At 68.1% G+C, this 14,993-nt stretch carries 15 protein-coding genes; 7 read left to right on the forward strand and 8 right to left on the reverse strand.

The window, feature by feature from the left end:
* Nucleotides 1-143 precede the first annotated feature (143 nt).
* From WS64_RS07645 to WS64_RS07655, 3 genes are all read left to right on the forward strand, one after another.
* Nucleotides 144-509, forward strand: coding sequence for a hypothetical protein (locus WS64_RS07645; protein ID WP_027784520.1), 366 nt, complete (start codon nucleotides 144-146; stop codon nucleotides 507-509).
* Nucleotides 510-720: 211 nt separating this feature from the next.
* A complete protein-coding gene (locus WS64_RS07650; RefSeq protein ID WP_155720433.1) occupies nucleotides 721-1,275 on the forward strand; it encodes a hypothetical protein in 555 nt (184 codons plus the stop codon).
* A gap of 16 nt (nucleotides 1,276-1,291) precedes the next feature.
* Nucleotides 1,292-1,888 (forward strand): polysaccharide deacetylase family protein, encoded by a 597-nt coding sequence (locus WS64_RS07655; RefSeq protein ID WP_060966159.1) that lies wholly within the window; start codon nucleotides 1,292-1,294, stop codon nucleotides 1,886-1,888.
* Here the strand turns inward: WS64_RS07655 and WS64_RS07660 are convergent.
* Complete coding sequence (locus WS64_RS07660; protein ID WP_208606849.1) at nucleotides 1,885-2,877, reverse strand: phosphotransferase; 993 nt, start codon at nucleotides 2,875-2,877, stop codon at nucleotides 1,885-1,887. The genes WS64_RS07655 and WS64_RS07660 overlap by 4 nt on opposite strands.
* Here WS64_RS07660 and WS64_RS07665 point away from each other — a divergent pair.
* Nucleotides 2,876-3,565, forward strand: a complete 690-nt coding sequence (locus WS64_RS07665; RefSeq protein ID WP_060966161.1) for a cephalosporin hydroxylase family protein — start codon at nucleotides 2,876-2,878, stop codon at nucleotides 3,563-3,565. The two genes, WS64_RS07660 and WS64_RS07665, sit on opposite strands and share 2 nt — an antisense overlap.
* Here the strand turns inward: WS64_RS07665 and WS64_RS07670 are convergent.
* The 6 genes from WS64_RS07670 to WS64_RS07695 all read right to left on the reverse strand — a co-directional run bounded on the left by WS64_RS07670 (nucleotide 3,522) and on the right by WS64_RS07695 (nucleotide 10,255).
* Entirely contained in the window at nucleotides 3,522-4,730 is a 1,209-nt protein-coding gene (locus WS64_RS07670; protein WP_060966162.1) for a glycosyltransferase, read from the reverse strand. The two genes, WS64_RS07665 and WS64_RS07670, sit on opposite strands and share 44 nt — an antisense overlap.
* Nucleotides 4,731-4,737: 7 nt before the next feature.
* Complete coding sequence (locus tag WS64_RS07675) at nucleotides 4,738-5,805, reverse strand: asparagine synthase-related protein (protein ID WP_060966163.1); 1,068 nt, start codon at nucleotides 5,803-5,805, stop codon at nucleotides 4,738-4,740.
* Nucleotides 5,802-6,680 (reverse strand): radical SAM family protein, encoded by an 879-nt coding sequence (locus tag WS64_RS07680; protein WP_060966164.1) that lies wholly within the window; start codon nucleotides 6,678-6,680, stop codon nucleotides 5,802-5,804. The genes WS64_RS07675 and WS64_RS07680 overlap by 4 nt, the downstream gene beginning before the upstream one ends.
* A gap of 1 nt (nucleotide 6,681) precedes the next feature.
* A complete protein-coding gene (locus WS64_RS07685) occupies nucleotides 6,682-7,680 on the reverse strand; it encodes a phosphotransferase enzyme family protein (protein ID WP_060966165.1) in 999 nt (332 codons plus the stop codon).
* Complete coding sequence (locus WS64_RS07690) at nucleotides 7,681-8,430, reverse strand: FkbM family methyltransferase (RefSeq protein WP_060966166.1); 750 nt, start codon at nucleotides 8,428-8,430, stop codon at nucleotides 7,681-7,683.
* 232 nt (nucleotides 8,431-8,662) lie between these two features.
* The gene (locus WS64_RS07695) at nucleotides 8,663-10,255 is read right to left on the reverse strand and encodes an ABC-F family ATPase (protein WP_059645954.1); all 1,593 of its coding nucleotides are present in this window, start codon (nucleotides 10,253-10,255) and stop codon (nucleotides 8,663-8,665) included.
* Between the two features lie 169 nt (nucleotides 10,256-10,424).
* On the opposite strand from WS64_RS07695, the gene WS64_RS07700 reads away from it, so the two are divergent.
* The gene (locus WS64_RS07700; RefSeq protein WP_060966167.1) at nucleotides 10,425-10,877 is read left to right on the forward strand and encodes a lipocalin-like domain-containing protein; all 453 of its coding nucleotides are present in this window, start codon (nucleotides 10,425-10,427) and stop codon (nucleotides 10,875-10,877) included.
* A gap of 68 nt (nucleotides 10,878-10,945) precedes the next feature.
* Here WS64_RS07700 and WS64_RS07705 read toward each other — a convergent pair whose 3' ends face one another.
* Nucleotides 10,946-13,240 carry an AsmA family protein gene (locus tag WS64_RS07705; protein WP_060966168.1) on the reverse strand — a complete coding sequence of 765 codons (2,295 nt, stop codon included), beginning with the start codon at nucleotides 13,238-13,240 and terminating at the stop codon, nucleotides 10,946-10,948.
* A gap of 152 nt (nucleotides 13,241-13,392) precedes the next feature.
* Here WS64_RS07705 and WS64_RS07710 point away from each other — a divergent pair, with 152 nt between their 5' ends.
* Both WS64_RS07710 and WS64_RS07715 read left to right on the forward strand, forming a co-directional pair.
* Nucleotides 13,393-14,094, forward strand: a complete 702-nt coding sequence (locus WS64_RS07710; protein WP_060966169.1) for an ABC transporter ATP-binding protein — start codon at nucleotides 13,393-13,395, stop codon at nucleotides 14,092-14,094.
* A complete protein-coding gene (locus WS64_RS07715; RefSeq protein WP_059583499.1) occupies nucleotides 14,091-14,894 on the forward strand; it encodes an ABC transporter permease in 804 nt (267 codons plus the stop codon). Before WS64_RS07710 ends, WS64_RS07715 begins: the two co-directional genes overlap by 4 nt.
* Nucleotides 14,895-14,993 lie beyond the last annotated feature (99 nt).

Below are 14,993 nucleotides of genomic sequence, written 5' to 3' on the forward strand. Positions count from 1 at the left end.
CGGCGGCGCCTTCGTCCGGCCAACGCCGCGTCAGCGTCCGCCCGGGTGCGCGGCCGGGCCCGCATCGTGCTATGTTTTTACTATCGGCATCGGCCCGTTGCGGCCGGCGCCGCCCGGAATCGACGCACTTCGTGAGCGCTGCCATGTCCGACGCATCCCATACCCTCGGCTCGCAAGACCGCCTGGAGCTGCTTTGCTGGCTCACCTGCGGCAACCTCGGCGCGTTTTACCTCAACGAATCCTGGCCGGACGCCGCGTTCCAGGTCCAGGCCGCGCACCGCTGGCTCGACCGCCATCACCGCCAGGCCGACTGGCTCGCGGTCGCCAGGCTCGCGGCGCTCGCGCAGGACATCGCGAAGCGGCATGCAGGCTTCGTCGACGCGTCGTGGGCGCGCGACGCGGTCGAGGAAATCGTCGATACCGACGATCTCGACTATCGGGCCAAACTCGTGCAGTGGGTGTACGAGGACTGCTGCAAGGCGCTCGCCGACAAGCGGCTGGCCGATTGAGCCGCGCAGAGGCGGCGTGAAACGTCAGGCAGCGTGATATCGCGGCGGTTTGACGACGCTCGACGGAGCGATTCCGCGCGGCATCGCGGGGGCGGCAAGCGCACGACAGCCATTCCGTGTCGCCGCCCCGCGCGAAGCGTCATAGAATCGTCGTCGCCGGCAGCTCGGCCGCTGCGGCCCGACATCCCTCTCGAACATGAAGAACACGCGCGTGACGCTCGCCCATCGACTTCTGCTGATCGCCGGCGCCTCGATCGCGCCGATGGCCGGCGCCGGTACCGCCGGTGCGGCACCCGCGGCCGCGGCGGCCGCGACCTGCGCCTCGCCTTCGTTCGACCGTTATCCGGCGCCGGCCGCCACCCGCGCGCCGCGCAAACCTGCTGGCGCGCCTCGGCTCGCCAGCAGCGAAGCGCGCCTGTACCGCACCGTCATTCGTGACGCATTCGCCCGACCGGCCAATTTTGCCGGCCACTACCGCGTCGCGATCTGGGGTTGCGGAACGGATTGCCGAAATTTCGCGATCCTCGACAAGAACACGGGCGCGACGTACACGATGCCCGGCGTGACGGCCATCTCGGGCGTGATGGGCAACGACGACGAGCGCGTCGACTTCCGTGCCGGCAGCAGGCTGCTGATCGTCGCAGGCTGCTTCAACGACGATTGCGGCGACGGCCACGCGAAAGCGGCCCGCTTCTTCTACGAATGGACCGGCTCCCGGCTGCGGCCGGTCGGCACCTGCCCGCTGGCCATCGAGCCAGTTCAGTGAGCGAGCCTGGCAATCCATGACGTCCATTCACCTCAGTTTCGACGACGGCCCCGGCCCGTCGACGCCCGCGCTGCTCGACGTGCTGCGCGACGCCTCGTGCGCGGCGACGTTCTTCGTGCTCGGCCAGCACTTGCCACGCGCGCTCGACGTTGCGACGAGAATCGCGCGCGAAGGCCACCGGCTCGGCAATCACACCTATTCGCATGCGAAACCGGGCGCGCTCGCGGACGCCGCACTGATCGACGAGATCGATGCAACCGATGCGCTGATCCGCGACGTCTACCGCCGCGCCGGCCTTGCCGCGCCCGACACGATCCCGCTGCGCCTTCCGTACGGGTTGATGCCGCACGACGATCGCGCGGCCGTGCTCGCGCGCCTGCGGCGCGAACACACCGGCTGGACCGCGATACTGGACGACTGGCAGCGACCGCCCCCGTCACCCCAGGCGCTGTTCGACGCGATGTGCGCGCATGTCGACGCTTGCACGGCGCGGCAGCGCGACGTGCTGTTCTGCCTGCACGACGGGTCGCGGCATGGCGAAGCGCGGCCCAACACGGTCGAAGCCGTGCGCCTGTTCCTGAACCGGCGGCGCGCCGACGCGACGCCCCGCTAACCCGCGGGCACCGTCCCGTCCAGCAACTGGCGCCAGCCGCCAAGGAAACCGATCCCGGGCCCCGGCATCCACAGCCCGCGCTGCGCGGCCTCGAGATGGATCAGCGTCTGATCCGCGCAGAACAGCGTCATCAGCGCGTCGTGGTTGTCGCGCAGCCACGCCGGCGCCGCATCCGGCCGCGTCGCCGCATAAGCCTCCAGGCCGGCCGCCCATCGCCCGCGGTCGAACACGAAGCCATCGTCCCGGCCCACATCGCGCGACAGCGCGAACGACGCAAAGGCGGCCTCGATCCATTGCGCGCCCTGCCCCACGTCGTCGAAATCCAGCACGCCGTTCACCGCATTGCCGACATACAGCAGGTTGCCCGCGTGATAGTCGCCGTGCAGCCAATGCACCGGCCCCGTCAACCACGATGCCGCCGCGTCGAGATGCGTGCCGATCCGCCGGATCACCGTGCCGTAGTCGTCGCTCAAGCCGGCCGGCAGCGACGGCATCGCGCGCGCCGCGACGCGCGCATGACGGGCCGACAGCCACGCCAGCGGCGCCGCTTCGCCGGCGGGTATCGCGGCCAGCGCCGCATGCAGATGCGCGAGCGTGCGCATCGCGTCGATCGCCCCCGCATGCAGGTCGTCCGGCGGGCCGGGACGGCCGTCGATATGCTCGAACAGATGCAACCAGCTTCCATCGGGCGTCTGCACGCCGGGTTGCGCGTCGACGGTCGGCCGCAGCCGCGGCAGCGCGGGCAGCGTCGACACCGTGCGCGCCTCGCCGAGACGCGCGAGTATCGACGCCTCGCGCCGCATCTGCGCGACCGGCTTGCCGGACCACGACACGCGCAGCACCGTGCGCCCCGCATCGCCCTCGACGAGATACGTTTTGTTAGTATGGCCCGACGCCAGCGCCCGCAGGCGCGCCGGCCCGGTGTTCCAGTACCGGTGAAGCCACGATTCCAGCGTTTTCACGTCACTCCTACTCGTTGCATCGACCATGTCAGAGCGTCCTTCGGCCCGCATGCGGGACATCAACATCGAATGGCTGACGCGCGCCGCCGAATTCGGCCATCTGTTCCAGACCCGCTGGCTCGGCGAGCGCTTCTTCCATCTGCCCGGCGACATGCTCGCGCTGCAGGAACTCATCTGGCGCGAGCGTCCCGACTGCATCGTGCAGACCGGCATCGCGGCGGGCGGCGGCGTGGTGTTCACCGCGTCGATGCTGGAGCTGGCGGGCACCGATGGCCGCGTCGTCGCGATCGAGCCGCGCCTGCGCGACGAGGTCCGCCAGCGCCTGCACGCGCACCGGCTCGCCCACCGCATGGTGCTGATCGAAGGCGAATCGTGCGCGGCCGACACGCTCGCGTCGGTGCGCGCGCAGATCGGCGACGGCGCGCGCGTGATGGCGATTCTCGATCTCACGCATACGCACGCGCACGTGCTGCGCGAACTCGAATGCTATGCGCCGTTCGTGACGCCCGGCAGCTACGCGATCGTGATGGACACGATCATGGAGTACCTGCCCGAGTCGATGTTCGACGGCAAGCCGTACGGCCGAGGCAACAACCCGGCCACGGCCGCGCGCGAATTTCTTGGCCGCGACGACCGGTTCGAAATCGACCACGACATCGAGGACCGGGTGCTCATGACGCTGTCGCCAGGCGGCTTCCTGAAGCGAGTGCGCTGATCAGGCGGGCCGCTTGCGCGGAGCCGTCGCACGCGGCATAGCTGTCGCGGATCCGCGCCGCCTGCTCGCGCAACGATCCGGCACGCAACAGGCGTTCGAGCGCGTCGGTAATGGCCGCGACGCCGGCCTGCCGCAGATCGAGCACGCATCCGGCGCCGGCCCGCTCGACGAAATGCGCCGAATGGAACTGGTCGTTGCAGAACGGCGACAGCAGCATCGGCACGCCGCACGCGAGCGACTCCATCACCGAATTCGCGCCGCCGTGGCTGACGAACGCGTGCGTGCGCCGCAGCAACGCCAGTTGCGGCGCGTAACGCACCGCGATCACGCGTTCGTCACCCCCCGGCAGCAGATTCGAATCGACCAGTTCGCCCACCGACAGCACCAGTTGCGCGGCCGTCGCACGCGTCGCGTCGATCACCTTCGCGAACAGGTCCGGGTGGTAGTAAAGCTGGCTGCCGAGCGACATATAGACGAGCGGGCGATCCGCGTCGAGGCGTTCCCACGGAAACACCGTCTCGTCGCCGCGCGGGCCAGACGGCATCGCGGGGCCGACCAGCTCGACGCCGGGCGGCGGCGCGCCGACCAGCGCGTCGGTCGTAAACGCGAGCGTCAGGTGCGGCGACAGCACGTCGCAACCGCGAAAGCGCGCGTCGAGGCCGTAGCGCGCGAACAGGCGCGCGCGTTCCGGTTCGAGCCATCGCACCGTGCGCAGCAGTTCCGAATCGAGATCGTCCGGCAGCACCGGATTCAGCGAATTGGACATCGACACCCACGGCAGCCCTTCCAGCTCGGCGGCAATCGCCGCCGCATAGAGCAGCGGATCGATCACGACCACGTCGGGCTGCCATTCGCGCAGCACCGCGCGAATGCCGTCCACCTGCGCGGGCGCGAGGTCGATCAGCAGCGTGCGGATCCAGTGCCGCAGCCAGTCGGCGTCGCGAATGTTCGCGGCGAAGCTCGCGCCGCGCGACAGGTCGTGGCGCTCGGGCGTCTCGCGCGGCCCGACGAACGCGAAGCCGCCCGCGCCGTCGAGCTGTGCGCTGATGTCGGCCGGCGCATAGAACGCGACGTCGCAGCCGGCGGCGCGCAGATGCTGGGCCGGGCCGATGCACGGATTGACGTGGCCCTTCTCGGGCACCACGCAGAACAGGATGCGTTTCATGAGCGGCTCAGGTTGGGCGATGCGCGGCATCGCGGTGAAGGCGATCGAGATGATCGAGAAGCAGTGTCAGCGTCGTCCACAGCACGCGTTCGGTATCCGCCTGCAACGTGGGCGCGGCGAGGCCGAGCGTATCGGCCAGTGCCTGCGTGCGGCCGCGATCGAGCAGCGTCGCGAGATTCATCGCCGGCGCGAGCCGCCCGCGCTTGGGGCCGTGCACGAGACGGTCCGGCAGATTCAGGCGCGCACCGAGATCGCGCAAGCACTGCTTGTTCGGGTCGGGCGCGATGCTCGTCAGATGCGCGACGACGGCGGCATCGACGAACGGCGGATGCAGGTCGACCGACGCGGCGTCGAACAGCGCATGGCACAGCGGCAGATAGTTGGCCGAGCGGTCGCGGCGCAAGACCTGATCCGCGCCGTCGCCGGTAATCGCCACCTCGACGCCGTCCGCCGCCATCGCGTCGGCCAGCAGCAGCTTCGCGACCGGATGCAGGTTGAACATCGGTTCCTCGACCGCATGGGTCGTTCTCGGCAGCGCCGCGACGAAATCGGCCTCGTTCGCGCGCACGATCTTCACGTTCGCCTGCATCTGCGCGGCCAGTTCGAGCGCCGCGTCGCGTTCGCAGTAATCGGGCATGTCGGTCGCAAGGATGTAGGCCGTCACGTGCCGCAACGCGCCGAGTTCGCGCAGCAACGCGAGCAGCAGCGCCGAATCGAGCCCGCCGCTCAGCGCCAGCGCGACCCGCTTGCCGCTGTCGAGCGCGCGCTGCAGCGATGCGCACAGCACGGCGTCGAGATCGGCTGGCCGTGGCCGCTCGGGCGCCGGCTGCACCGTCAGCCCTTGCGGCGACCGGATCAATGCATGACCGGGCGGCACCGCGAGCACGTCGCGCAGCACGGTACGGCCGACGAGACGCTCGCCGCTCAGGTAGCCCGCGATGGCGGCCGCGTCCGGCGCGCCGGCCGGTTGCCCCGACGCCCGCAATACGGCGCGGATGCCGGATGCCGACACGCCGCTGCGCGGATGGTAGTGCAGACGATCGAAACCGAACGAGTCGCGCGTGCCGACGATCATGGATAACGAGCCTTCAAGGTGTCCACTTCAATGCGTTTCAGGATGCGATGCGGCGCGACCGGCGCGCTGCCGCCCCGACAATGCAGGCACGCTTCGAGCGGCGTCTCGCGTTGCAGATACGCGAGCATCGCGTCGAGCATGCCGGCGTCGTCGCGCAGCGGCAGGCCGTCGGCCTGAAAGTCCTTCTCGCCCTTGTACAACGTATGGAAATGCGCGGGGCGCGTGCACGTGTAGAACATGCCGTCGCGAATCATATGGCAGCGCTCCCGGATCCAGCAATCGTGATAAAGGCGTCGGGCCTCGTCGCGATCCGTGCCGGGCTGTGCGCGGTTCATCGTCGTGAACACGTCCTGCACTTTCCAGTTCAGACGCACGTCGAAGCGCTCGGCCTGGCGCTCGACATGCGCGACCAGATCGGTGGAAAGCGCCGGCTTCGGATAGCGCGAGATCGTCAGCGCATCCACCGCTTGCCAGAACGCGTCGGGCATCTCGCCGAGTTTCAGGCCGTTCGTCGTGACCGAGATCACGGGCGCGATGCCGGTGCCGCGCGCGCGCTCGACGATTTCGACGAGCGCCGGATGCAGGAGCGGCTCACCGCCAACCAGCTTGAACATGCGCGGGCGCAACACCTTCGCGGCCTTGCGCAAATCGGCTTCGATCGATGCGGGGCTCGCATGCCACTCGGGCAGAAGCGGCGACAGCGAGCAGCATTCCGCGCAAGTGAGGTTGCAGTGATCGACGATATGCGCTTCCAGCGAGCGCGTCTGGACGCGTCCGTCCTCGACGCGGTAATCGCGATCGAGCGGCGGCGGAAACACGTGCTGCCGCTCGCCGGCGCGCGGCCGATTCGGGATCTCGTTCGGGCTCGTACTCACATCAGCTTCCTGCTTCCACGCAACGGGAAAAGAAATCGATCAGATGGCCACGCGCGTCCACCATCGCGGACGCCATCGTCGCCGCGCCGTTCAGATGCGACGCGAAGCGCGACGGATCGTCGAGCCAGCCTTGCACGATCCACAGCTTCAGCGCGTGCTGCAAGCATGCGGCATCGACCGCCCATGCGATGTTTGCCGGGTTCACCGGCCGCACTCGCTGGTACGCACGCACGAACGCTTCCGCGCGGTCCGGCGCCTCCAGCGGCAAATGATTCAGGCATCGCACCAGTTCGTATTCGCGCGGCGCACCGATCGACGCTTCCCAGTCGAGGATCAACGGCGGCAGCGTACCCGTGAACAGATAGTTGAATTGGTTGTAGTCGTTGTGAACGGGATGCTGCGGGTCGTCGGCCGGAAACGCTTCGATGCTGCCCGGATAGTAGCGGTCGAGCATGCGCAGCGCGAGATCGACGTAGCGGCGCAGGTTCGGGGCGGCGGCAGCGTTCGCATCGGCTCGATCGAGTGCATCCAGCAGGCTGCCGCGTATCGCATCCGCGTCGATGGAGGTCAGCCGCGCATGGATCGTGTCGAGCGACGGCAGATGCAGTTGTTCGAGACTCACGTGCAATGCGGCCAGACTGGCGCCGAGCGCATCCCATTCGGTTGTCGAGAACGTATCGTAGGTTCTGAACTGGCCTGCCTCCCAGCGCGTCAGCATCGCATGGGAGTTTTGTCCCGACCAAAGCGATTCGCCGGACCTTGTACGCTTCAGCGTCTGCACATGGAAGCGAGTATCGCCGTGCGTTTCCAGATGCGCGAGGACGGCGGTTTCCTTCATCGCACGCGCATGGTGTTCGCCGGCATAGCGCTTGACTGCCACGCCTGCGCCGCTGTCGGTCGGCAGATGCCACACCCGCTCGCTGACCTGCGTCGGCAGCCCGCCGCGACCGAGCCCGTAGGCGTCGCGAATCTCGTCGAAGGTGGCGGCGAGCGTATCCATTCAGATGTGCTCGGCCGGCCCGTGCCGATACGGATGGCCGGTCAGGAACGTGTTGTGTCCGACGTAGCGCAGCTTGTACATCGCCGGCCGGAACAACACCGACGGGTCGTTGTTCGCGATGCCGAGCAGCGGGTACAGGTCGCGCCGCACGAAGAACGCGTTGTTGCCCATGTCGTCGCAGCACACAAGCTCATAGCCCTTCTGCCTGCCAAGATGCACGAGCGATTCGAGGCTCGCGCCGTAATAGGTCGAGCCGTCCCATTCGTGGTCCGGATTGAAGCACATGACCCAGCGCTCGGGCGGCGTGTAGTACGGGTTGTATTCGATCACGACGATGCGCGGCTGGAACGCTTGCAGGCCGCGCCACACCCAGTAATCGTTGCCGTCGATGTCGATCGACAGCAGGTCGAAGTCGGCCGGCACGTTCGCCCCGGCGAGCAGTTGATCGACCGTGTCGGGCTGGACGCGATCGTGATGCAGGCGGACGCGCTCCGCACCGGCGTAGTGCGCGGCAAGCTTGCCGAACCGGTATGCGCTGCCTTCCACCAGTACGCCGGCCCAATCCTGTTCGCGCAGCAGCCGCGCGGTATTGCTGTTGCGCAGGCCGTCGCTCGCGCCGATATCGACGCAGAAGCGGTGGGTCGGCGCGATCCGCTCCATCAGGCGCGACAGGATGCCCTCCTCGGTGCCCTGCGCGTACAGGCTGGGCGCAAGGCAGGACAGGTCGAGCGGGAGAGGATGGTCCTGCATCGAGGGCGGCTCCGGGTGAAATGGGGAATGATGGGGGTGTTGGGTGGGTAATTTACCCGAAGTCGATCAAGCAGAGGAAACCGGCATGCACGGCACGACGGGGTTCGGGCCGGCGGATATGAAAAAGCCCGCATCGACATGGCTGTCGATGCGGGCCCGTAGCACTTCTGGCGGTTCGCTCCGTGCGGTGATGCCCGACCTGGCCTCACGCCCGGAGGAAACCTCGGGGCACTTACTCCTGCCCCTGGCTCGCCAGGAACTCCTCATAATTCCCGCCGAAGTCGAACAGCGTCCCGTCCGTGCGCACTTCGATGATCCGGTTCGCCAGCCCGCTCACGAACTCGCGGTCGTGGGACACGAAAATCAGCGTGCCTTCGAACTGCTCGAGCGCGATCTGCAGCGACTCGATCGACTCCATGTCCATGTGGTTGGTCGGCTCGTCCATCAGCAGCACGTTGTGGCGGCCGAGCATCAGCTTGCCCCAGATCATGCGGCCCTTCTCGCCGCCCGACAGCACCTTCACCGACTTCTTGATGTCGTCCGACGAGAACAGCAGGCGGCCCAGCGTGCCGCGCACCATCGTTTCGTCGTCGCCGTCCTTGCGGTACTGGTCGATCCAGTCCATCAGCGTGATGTCGTCCGGGAATTCCTCGTACGTGTCCTGCGGCATGTAGCCGACATTCGCGTTCTCGGCCCACTTCACCGTGCCGTGATCGAGCGGCAGGTTGCCGAGCAGCGAGCGCAGCAGCGTCGTCTTGCCCGCGCCGTTCTCGCCGATGATCGCGATGCGCTCGCCCGGCTGCACCGACAGGTTGAAGTTCTGGAAGATCGTGCGCTCGTACTTCTTCGTGATCTCTTCGGCGACCACCGCGACGTTGTGCAGCTTCTTCTCGAACTCGAAGCGGATGAACGGGTTCTGGCGCGACGACGGCTTGAATTCCTCGATCTTGATCTTGTCGATCTGCTTCGCGCGGCTGGTGGCCTGGCGCGCCTTCGACTTGTTCGCCGAGAAGCGGCGCACGAAGTCCTGCAGTTCGGCCACGCGCTCCTTCGCGCGGGCGTTCGCCGCCGCCTGGCGCTCGCGCGCCTGGGCCGATGCGAGCATGTAGTCGTCGTAGTTGCCCGGCCAGACCTTCAGCGTGCCGAAGTCCATGTCGGCCATGTGCGTGCACACCGAGTTCAGGAAGTGACGATCGTGGGAGATGATGATCATCGTCGAGTTGTACTCGTTGAGCGTGTGCTCGAGCCAACGGATCGAGTTGATGTCGAGGTTGTTGGTCGGTTCGTCGAGCAGCAGCACGTCCGGCTTCGAGAACAGCGCCTGCGCGAGCAGCACGCGCAGCTTCCAGCCCGGCGCGACGTCGGCCATCGTGCCGTTGTGGAACTTCTCCTCGATGCCGATGCCCAGCAGCAGCGCGCCCGCGCGCGCTTCGGCGTCGTAGCCGCCGTATTCGGCGAACTTGCCTTCGAGCTCGGCCGCGTGCATGTAGTCGTCGTCGGTCGCTTCCGGGTTCGCGTAGATCGCGTCACGCTCGGTCATCGCGGCCCACATCTCGGTGTGGCCCATCATCACGACGTCGAGCACGCGCACGTCTTCGTACGCGAACTGGTCCTGGCGCAGCTTGCCGAGGCGCACGTTCGGCTCCAGCGCGACGTTGCCGGCGCTCGGCTCGAGGTCGCCGCCGAGGATCTTCATGAAGGTCGACTTGCCACAGCCGTTCGCGCCGATCAGACCGTAGCGGTTGCCCTCGCCGAATTTGACCGAGATATTCTCGAACAAGGGCTTCGGCCCGAATTGCATCGTGATGTTGGCAGTAGAAAGCACGGCAGGTCCCGTAAGAGAGAAATCGACGGAAAACCGTGTATTTTAGCAGGTGTCGGAGAAACTGCCGACCGCCCCGCCCCGGCAGCGCATTCCGGCCACGCCGGCCCGCCGCCCGGCGGCCCGTCAACACGACGGCACGCGCGTCACCGCCGTCCTACCGGAATCCCGCATGCTCGCCAGCCAGCTTCGCGAACGACTCGTCGGCGCATGGCGCCTCGTGTCCGACGAAATCCGCCCGCGTGACGGCGGGACCGTCACCTATCCGCTCGGCCGCGACGCGCGGGGCTGGATCCTCTATACGCCCGACGGCTACATGTCCGCGCAGCTGATGGCGGCCGGCCGCCCGCCTTACGCGGACGGCGACCTGCAGGGCGGCAGCGTCGAGGAGCGCGCGGCCGCGGCGCACGGCTACATTGCGTATTCAGGCCCCTTCAACGTCGACGACGACGGCACGTTGACTCATGAAATGGACGTCAGCCTGTATCCGAACTGGATCGGCAACGTCCAGCAGCGTGTCGTCAGCCTGGACGGCGACCGGCTGCAACTCGGCACCGCCGGCCCGATCCGGATCGGCGGCCGGGAGGTCGAACCGGTGCTCGTCTGGGCACGCGCCCGCCGCTGAACGCCCGCGGCGGCGTCGCACAGCCGGCGCTCGAGCGCACCGGAGCAAGCCGCTCCGGCGGCTGAGCATTACTTGCCGGCCTTCTTGGCCGCCTTCTGCGCGGCCTGCGCCTTCATCTGCCCGAACAACTCGGAGCACGGCACGTCCCGGTTGTTGCTCGGCGCGATCAGCGGGATCAGCGCCGCGAACGGGTTGATCAGCCCGAGCCCGACCATCGCGCCGGCGCGCAGCGCGAGCGCGCCCGCATCGACGCCGACCTTCGGGTTCTTGAACGTGCCCTTCGCATACAACGGCGAGCGCAGCGAGAAGATCCGGAATCCCTTCGTGTGCGGGTGGATCTTCAGGTCGAGCGATTCGTCGCGCAGGTTGATCGGGCCGTCGACGTTGATCAGCGCATCGTCGGTATCGAGCGCGAAGACCTTCGGGTCGAGCATGCCGTCAGTCGCGACGAAATCGATGGCCGCGCAGTTGATGTTGACGTCGCGGTTGCCGAACAGCTTCTCGTAGACGACGTTCGCGACGTTCAACCCCGCGGCCTCCATCAGCAAGCGGCTGATGCGGCCGTTGGTGATGAGCGCCTTCACTTCGCCGGTCGACGTCGCCGCGAGCGCGGCCGGCGAATTGCCGGTTGCCGACAGCGACGCGTCGCCGTTGATTTCGCCGAACGCCGTCTGCATCACCTTCTGCGTCGGGAACAGCTGCTTGAGCTTCAGATGCCGCGCGGCCAGCGTGAAGCGGCCCTTGAGCGGCGTGCGGCTGCCGTCGAGGCGCGCGTTCGTCGCGAGCGTGCCGCCCGCGACGCCGAACTGCAGCGGCTCGAGCGACAGCACACCGTCCTGCAGCAGGATGTGCGTGTACAGGTCGGTGATCGGCAACTCCGGGCTCTTGATCAGCTTGCGGCCGGTGAACTTCACGTCCGCATCGATCGCGCTCCAGCGTTCGGTACGGAACGTCGCGACCGGCAGCACGCGGCCGGGCGGCTGGCGCGTCGTGTCGCCGCGCTTGGCCTTGCTCGCGGCCGTATCCGCGCCGATCACCGGCGCGAGATCGGAGAATTGCAGCAGATTCGACACGAGTTCGCCCGACAGCTTCGGACGCGGCTCGCGCTGCGCCCAGGTGAGCGTGCCGCCGAGATCGCTGCCGCCGACGCGGCCGTTGAAGTTCTCGTAGCGGAAGGTGCTCGCGTTCGGCTTGAAGTTGCCGATCAAGCGCCCTTCGGTCGCGTAAGGCGGCGTATCGGGCAGCGTGATGCCCGTGAGCTGGTAAAGGTGCGACATCGACGTGCCCTGCAGCCACAGCCGCAGGTTGAGCGCCGCGAGATGCCTCGGGTCGGTCAGCGTGCCGACGATCGCGAGGCGCGTGTCGCCGGCCTTCACGTCGGCCTGCAACGGGAACGGCCGCGACGTATCCTGGATCGCGAGCACGCCGCCGACCTTGCCCGTGCCGCTGACCGGCACGTTCTTGTAGCGGCCGTCGACCTTCAGCCCGAATGCATAGGTCGGGCCGGCGGGCTTCGCGGGCGCCGCGGCCCCGCTCGCGCCGGACGCGGCAGCCGCCGACGCGGGAGGCGCGGATGAAGCCGACGAACCCGACGAACCGGCAGCCGCCGAAGCGACGACACTCGCCGCCGACGCACCCGAGGCCGCAGCCGCACTCGCCGCCGACGCGCCCGACGCGGCTTGCGCATCGACCTTCGCGCCCAGTTGCGCGGCGCCGTGCTTGCCGACGCGCTGCGCCGACGCCGCACGCGACTTCTGCTCCTGCTCCTTCAACACGTCGCCGAGCGGGATCGGCTGGCCGAGCGTATCGATCGCGACGGTCAGATCGGCCTTCGTGATCGCGTCGCGATACGTGACCGTGCCCTTCGCGAAACCGAAACTGTCGAGCCGCACCTTCCAGCGCGACGGCTGCGACGATTGCTTGAACTGAAACGTCCACGTATTGCTGCCGTCCGCGCGCCGCTCGAGATCGACGGCGGGATTCACCACGTCGATCGACGGGATCACGATCTCATGCGCGAGCAGCGGCAGGATCGCGAGGTCGAAGTGCGCGGCGTCGAGCGTGACGAACTTGGGCGCCTGCGCCCAGTCGGGATTGCCGATCTCGAGCTGCGTGGCGGAGAAACTCGGCCACGGCACCCATGCGCGCCAGCCGGTCTCGCCATCGGGACGACGCCAGCCGACCTTGAGATCGCCGTTGATCGCGAACGGACGGCCAAGTGCCGTACTCACCTGTTCGTTGACCCACGGTTTCGCGCGGTTCCAGTCGAACGTGAAGAGAAAGATGCCGGCCGCCGCGATGAGCACCGCGACGATACCGACGATCCATGCAGCCGATTTGCCGATGGTTCGGGCTAGCGTCATGGCGGTTCCGTTGTTGTTCTGAAGTGTTGCCGCACCATGCCGGGCCGCTTGCGTGGACGAACGGCGCACGACAACTGCGGCTTTTCAATCGGTATTATGGCGCACGAGATGGCGGCCTTTCGGCGCCATTAACGCTTTTTTTCATTTTTGACATGACCTCCCCCACCGGCCTCATCGACGCGCGGCACATCACGCGGCGCGACGCCAGCAGCGGCAAGACGCTGCTCGCCCCGACCGATTTCAGCCTCGCCGCGGGATCGCGAATTGCTATCACCGGACCGTCCGGGTCGGGCAAGAGCGTGCTGCTGCGCGCGCTCGCGCTGCTCGATCCGCTCGACGGCGGTCACCTCCTGTGGCGCGGCCGCCGGATTCGGCGCAGTGCGATCCCGCGTTACCGGCGCAGCATCGCCTATGTCCGCCAGCGCCCGGCGCAGATGGACGGCACCGTCGAATCGCAATTGCGCTACCCCTACTCGCTCGCGATCTATCGCGACGTCGCGTTCGATCGCGCGCGCGCCGAAGCGCTCGCCGCGCAGGCCGGCCGCGGCGCCGACTTTCTCGACAAGCGCGCGAGCGACCTGTCCGGCGGCGAAGCGCAGATTACCGCGCTGCTGCGCGTGCTGCAGCTCGACCCCGACGTCCTGCTGCTGGACGAGCCGACCTCCGCGCTCGATCCCGAATCGGCGCGCGCGATCGAGGCGCTCGTCGGCGCGTGGTTCGACGCGGCGCCCGACGCACGGGCCTACATGTGGATCTCGCACGATCCGGCCCAGGCCGCGCGGATCGGCACGATACGGCTCGTGATGCAGGCCGGCGTCCTGCACGCGGCCAACCCGGCGGAGGCCGCGCAATGAGCCCGGCACTGCAGGACCTGAGCCTAGTCGACGTCGGCATCGCCGCCGCGCTCGTCGCCGTCAACGGCGCGATCTCGGCGGCGCTGTCGCTCGGCCTCGGCCGCAAGCTCGCGCTCGCGGCGGTGCGCACCGTCGTGCAGTTGCTCGCGATCGGCTACGTGCTCGGCTGGGTGTTCGGCCATCCGCACTGGTACGTCGTGCTGCCGCTCACCGCGCTGATGACGCTGATCGCCGGCTTCGCCGGCGCGGGGCGCGGCAAGCGCACGTACCGCGGCCAGCGCGTCGACAGCATCGCGTCGATCTGGTTCAGCAGCTGGTTCGTCGCGGCGGTCGGTCTGTTCGTCGTGATCCGCATCCATCCGTGGTACGCGCCGCAGTATGCGATCCCGATCCTCGGGATGATTCTCGGCAATACGCTGACGGGCGTCTCGCTCGGCGTCGAGCGGATGATGGAAGAACTCACGGCACGCCGCGATCGCGTCGAAACCGCGCTCGCGCTGGGTGCGACGCGCTGGGAAGCCGCGCAGGACGCCGCACGCCAGGCCGTGCGCGCGGGCATGCTGCCGACGCTGAACCAGATGGCGGTGGTCGGCGTCGTGAGCCTGCCGGGGATGATGACGGGCCAGGTGCTCGCCGGCCAGTCGCCGCTGCAGGCCGTGCGCTACCAGATCGTGATCATGTTCCTGATCGCCGCGGCGTCCGCGCTCGGCACCGTCGGCGCGGTGCTGATGACCTATCGCCGGCTGTTCTCGGCCGATCACCGCTTTCTCGCGTCGCGGCTCGAAGAGCGCACGCAGTGACGCGCGGCGGCGGCGGCGCGAGCCGTACCGCGAAGCGGGCAGCGGGACGCATTGCAACGGCGGCACGGCGCGACTTGCTCGCACGCCGCCCTGCTCGTC

The sequence above is a fragment of the Burkholderia anthina genome (assembly GCF_001547525.1).
Lineage (GTDB): Bacteria > Pseudomonadota > Gammaproteobacteria > Burkholderiales > Burkholderiaceae > Burkholderia > Burkholderia semiarida.

What these genes read in the sequence shown, in the direction of transcription:
- WS64_RS07645 (WP_027784520.1), top strand. Translation starts at nt 144, where the DNA reads ATGTCCGACGCATCCCATACCCTCGGCTCGCAAGACCGCCTGGAGCTG.
- WS64_RS07655 (WP_060966159.1), top strand. Translation starts at nt 1,292, where the DNA reads ATGACGTCCATTCACCTCAGTTTCGACGACGGCCCCGGCCCGTCGACG.
- WS64_RS07665 (WP_060966161.1), top strand. Translation starts at nt 2,876, where the DNA reads ATGTCAGAGCGTCCTTCGGCCCGCATGCGGGACATCAACATCGAATGG.
- WS64_RS07660 (WP_208606849.1), bottom strand. Translation starts at nt 2,877, where the DNA reads ATGGTCGATGCAACGAGTAGGAGTGACGTGAAAACGCTGGAATCGTGG.
- WS64_RS07670 (WP_060966162.1), bottom strand. Translation starts at nt 4,730, where the DNA reads ATGAAACGCATCCTGTTCTGCGTGGTGCCCGAGAAGGGCCACGTCAAT.
- WS64_RS07675 (WP_060966163.1), bottom strand. Translation starts at nt 5,805, where the DNA reads ATGATCGTCGGCACGCGCGACTCGTTCGGTTTCGATCGTCTGCACTAC.
- WS64_RS07685 (WP_060966165.1), bottom strand. Translation starts at nt 7,680, where the DNA reads ATGGATACGCTCGCCGCCACCTTCGACGAGATTCGCGACGCCTACGGG.
- WS64_RS07690 (WP_060966166.1), bottom strand. Translation starts at nt 8,430, where the DNA reads ATGCAGGACCATCCTCTCCCGCTCGACCTGTCCTGCCTTGCGCCCAGC.
- WS64_RS07700 (WP_060966167.1), top strand. Translation starts at nt 10,425, where the DNA reads ATGCTCGCCAGCCAGCTTCGCGAACGACTCGTCGGCGCATGGCGCCTC.
- WS64_RS07705 (WP_060966168.1), bottom strand. Translation starts at nt 13,240, where the DNA reads ATGACGCTAGCCCGAACCATCGGCAAATCGGCTGCATGGATCGTCGGT.
- WS64_RS07710 (WP_060966169.1), top strand. Translation starts at nt 13,393, where the DNA reads ATGACCTCCCCCACCGGCCTCATCGACGCGCGGCACATCACGCGGCGC.
- WS64_RS07715 (WP_059583499.1), top strand. Translation starts at nt 14,091, where the DNA reads ATGAGCCCGGCACTGCAGGACCTGAGCCTAGTCGACGTCGGCATCGCC.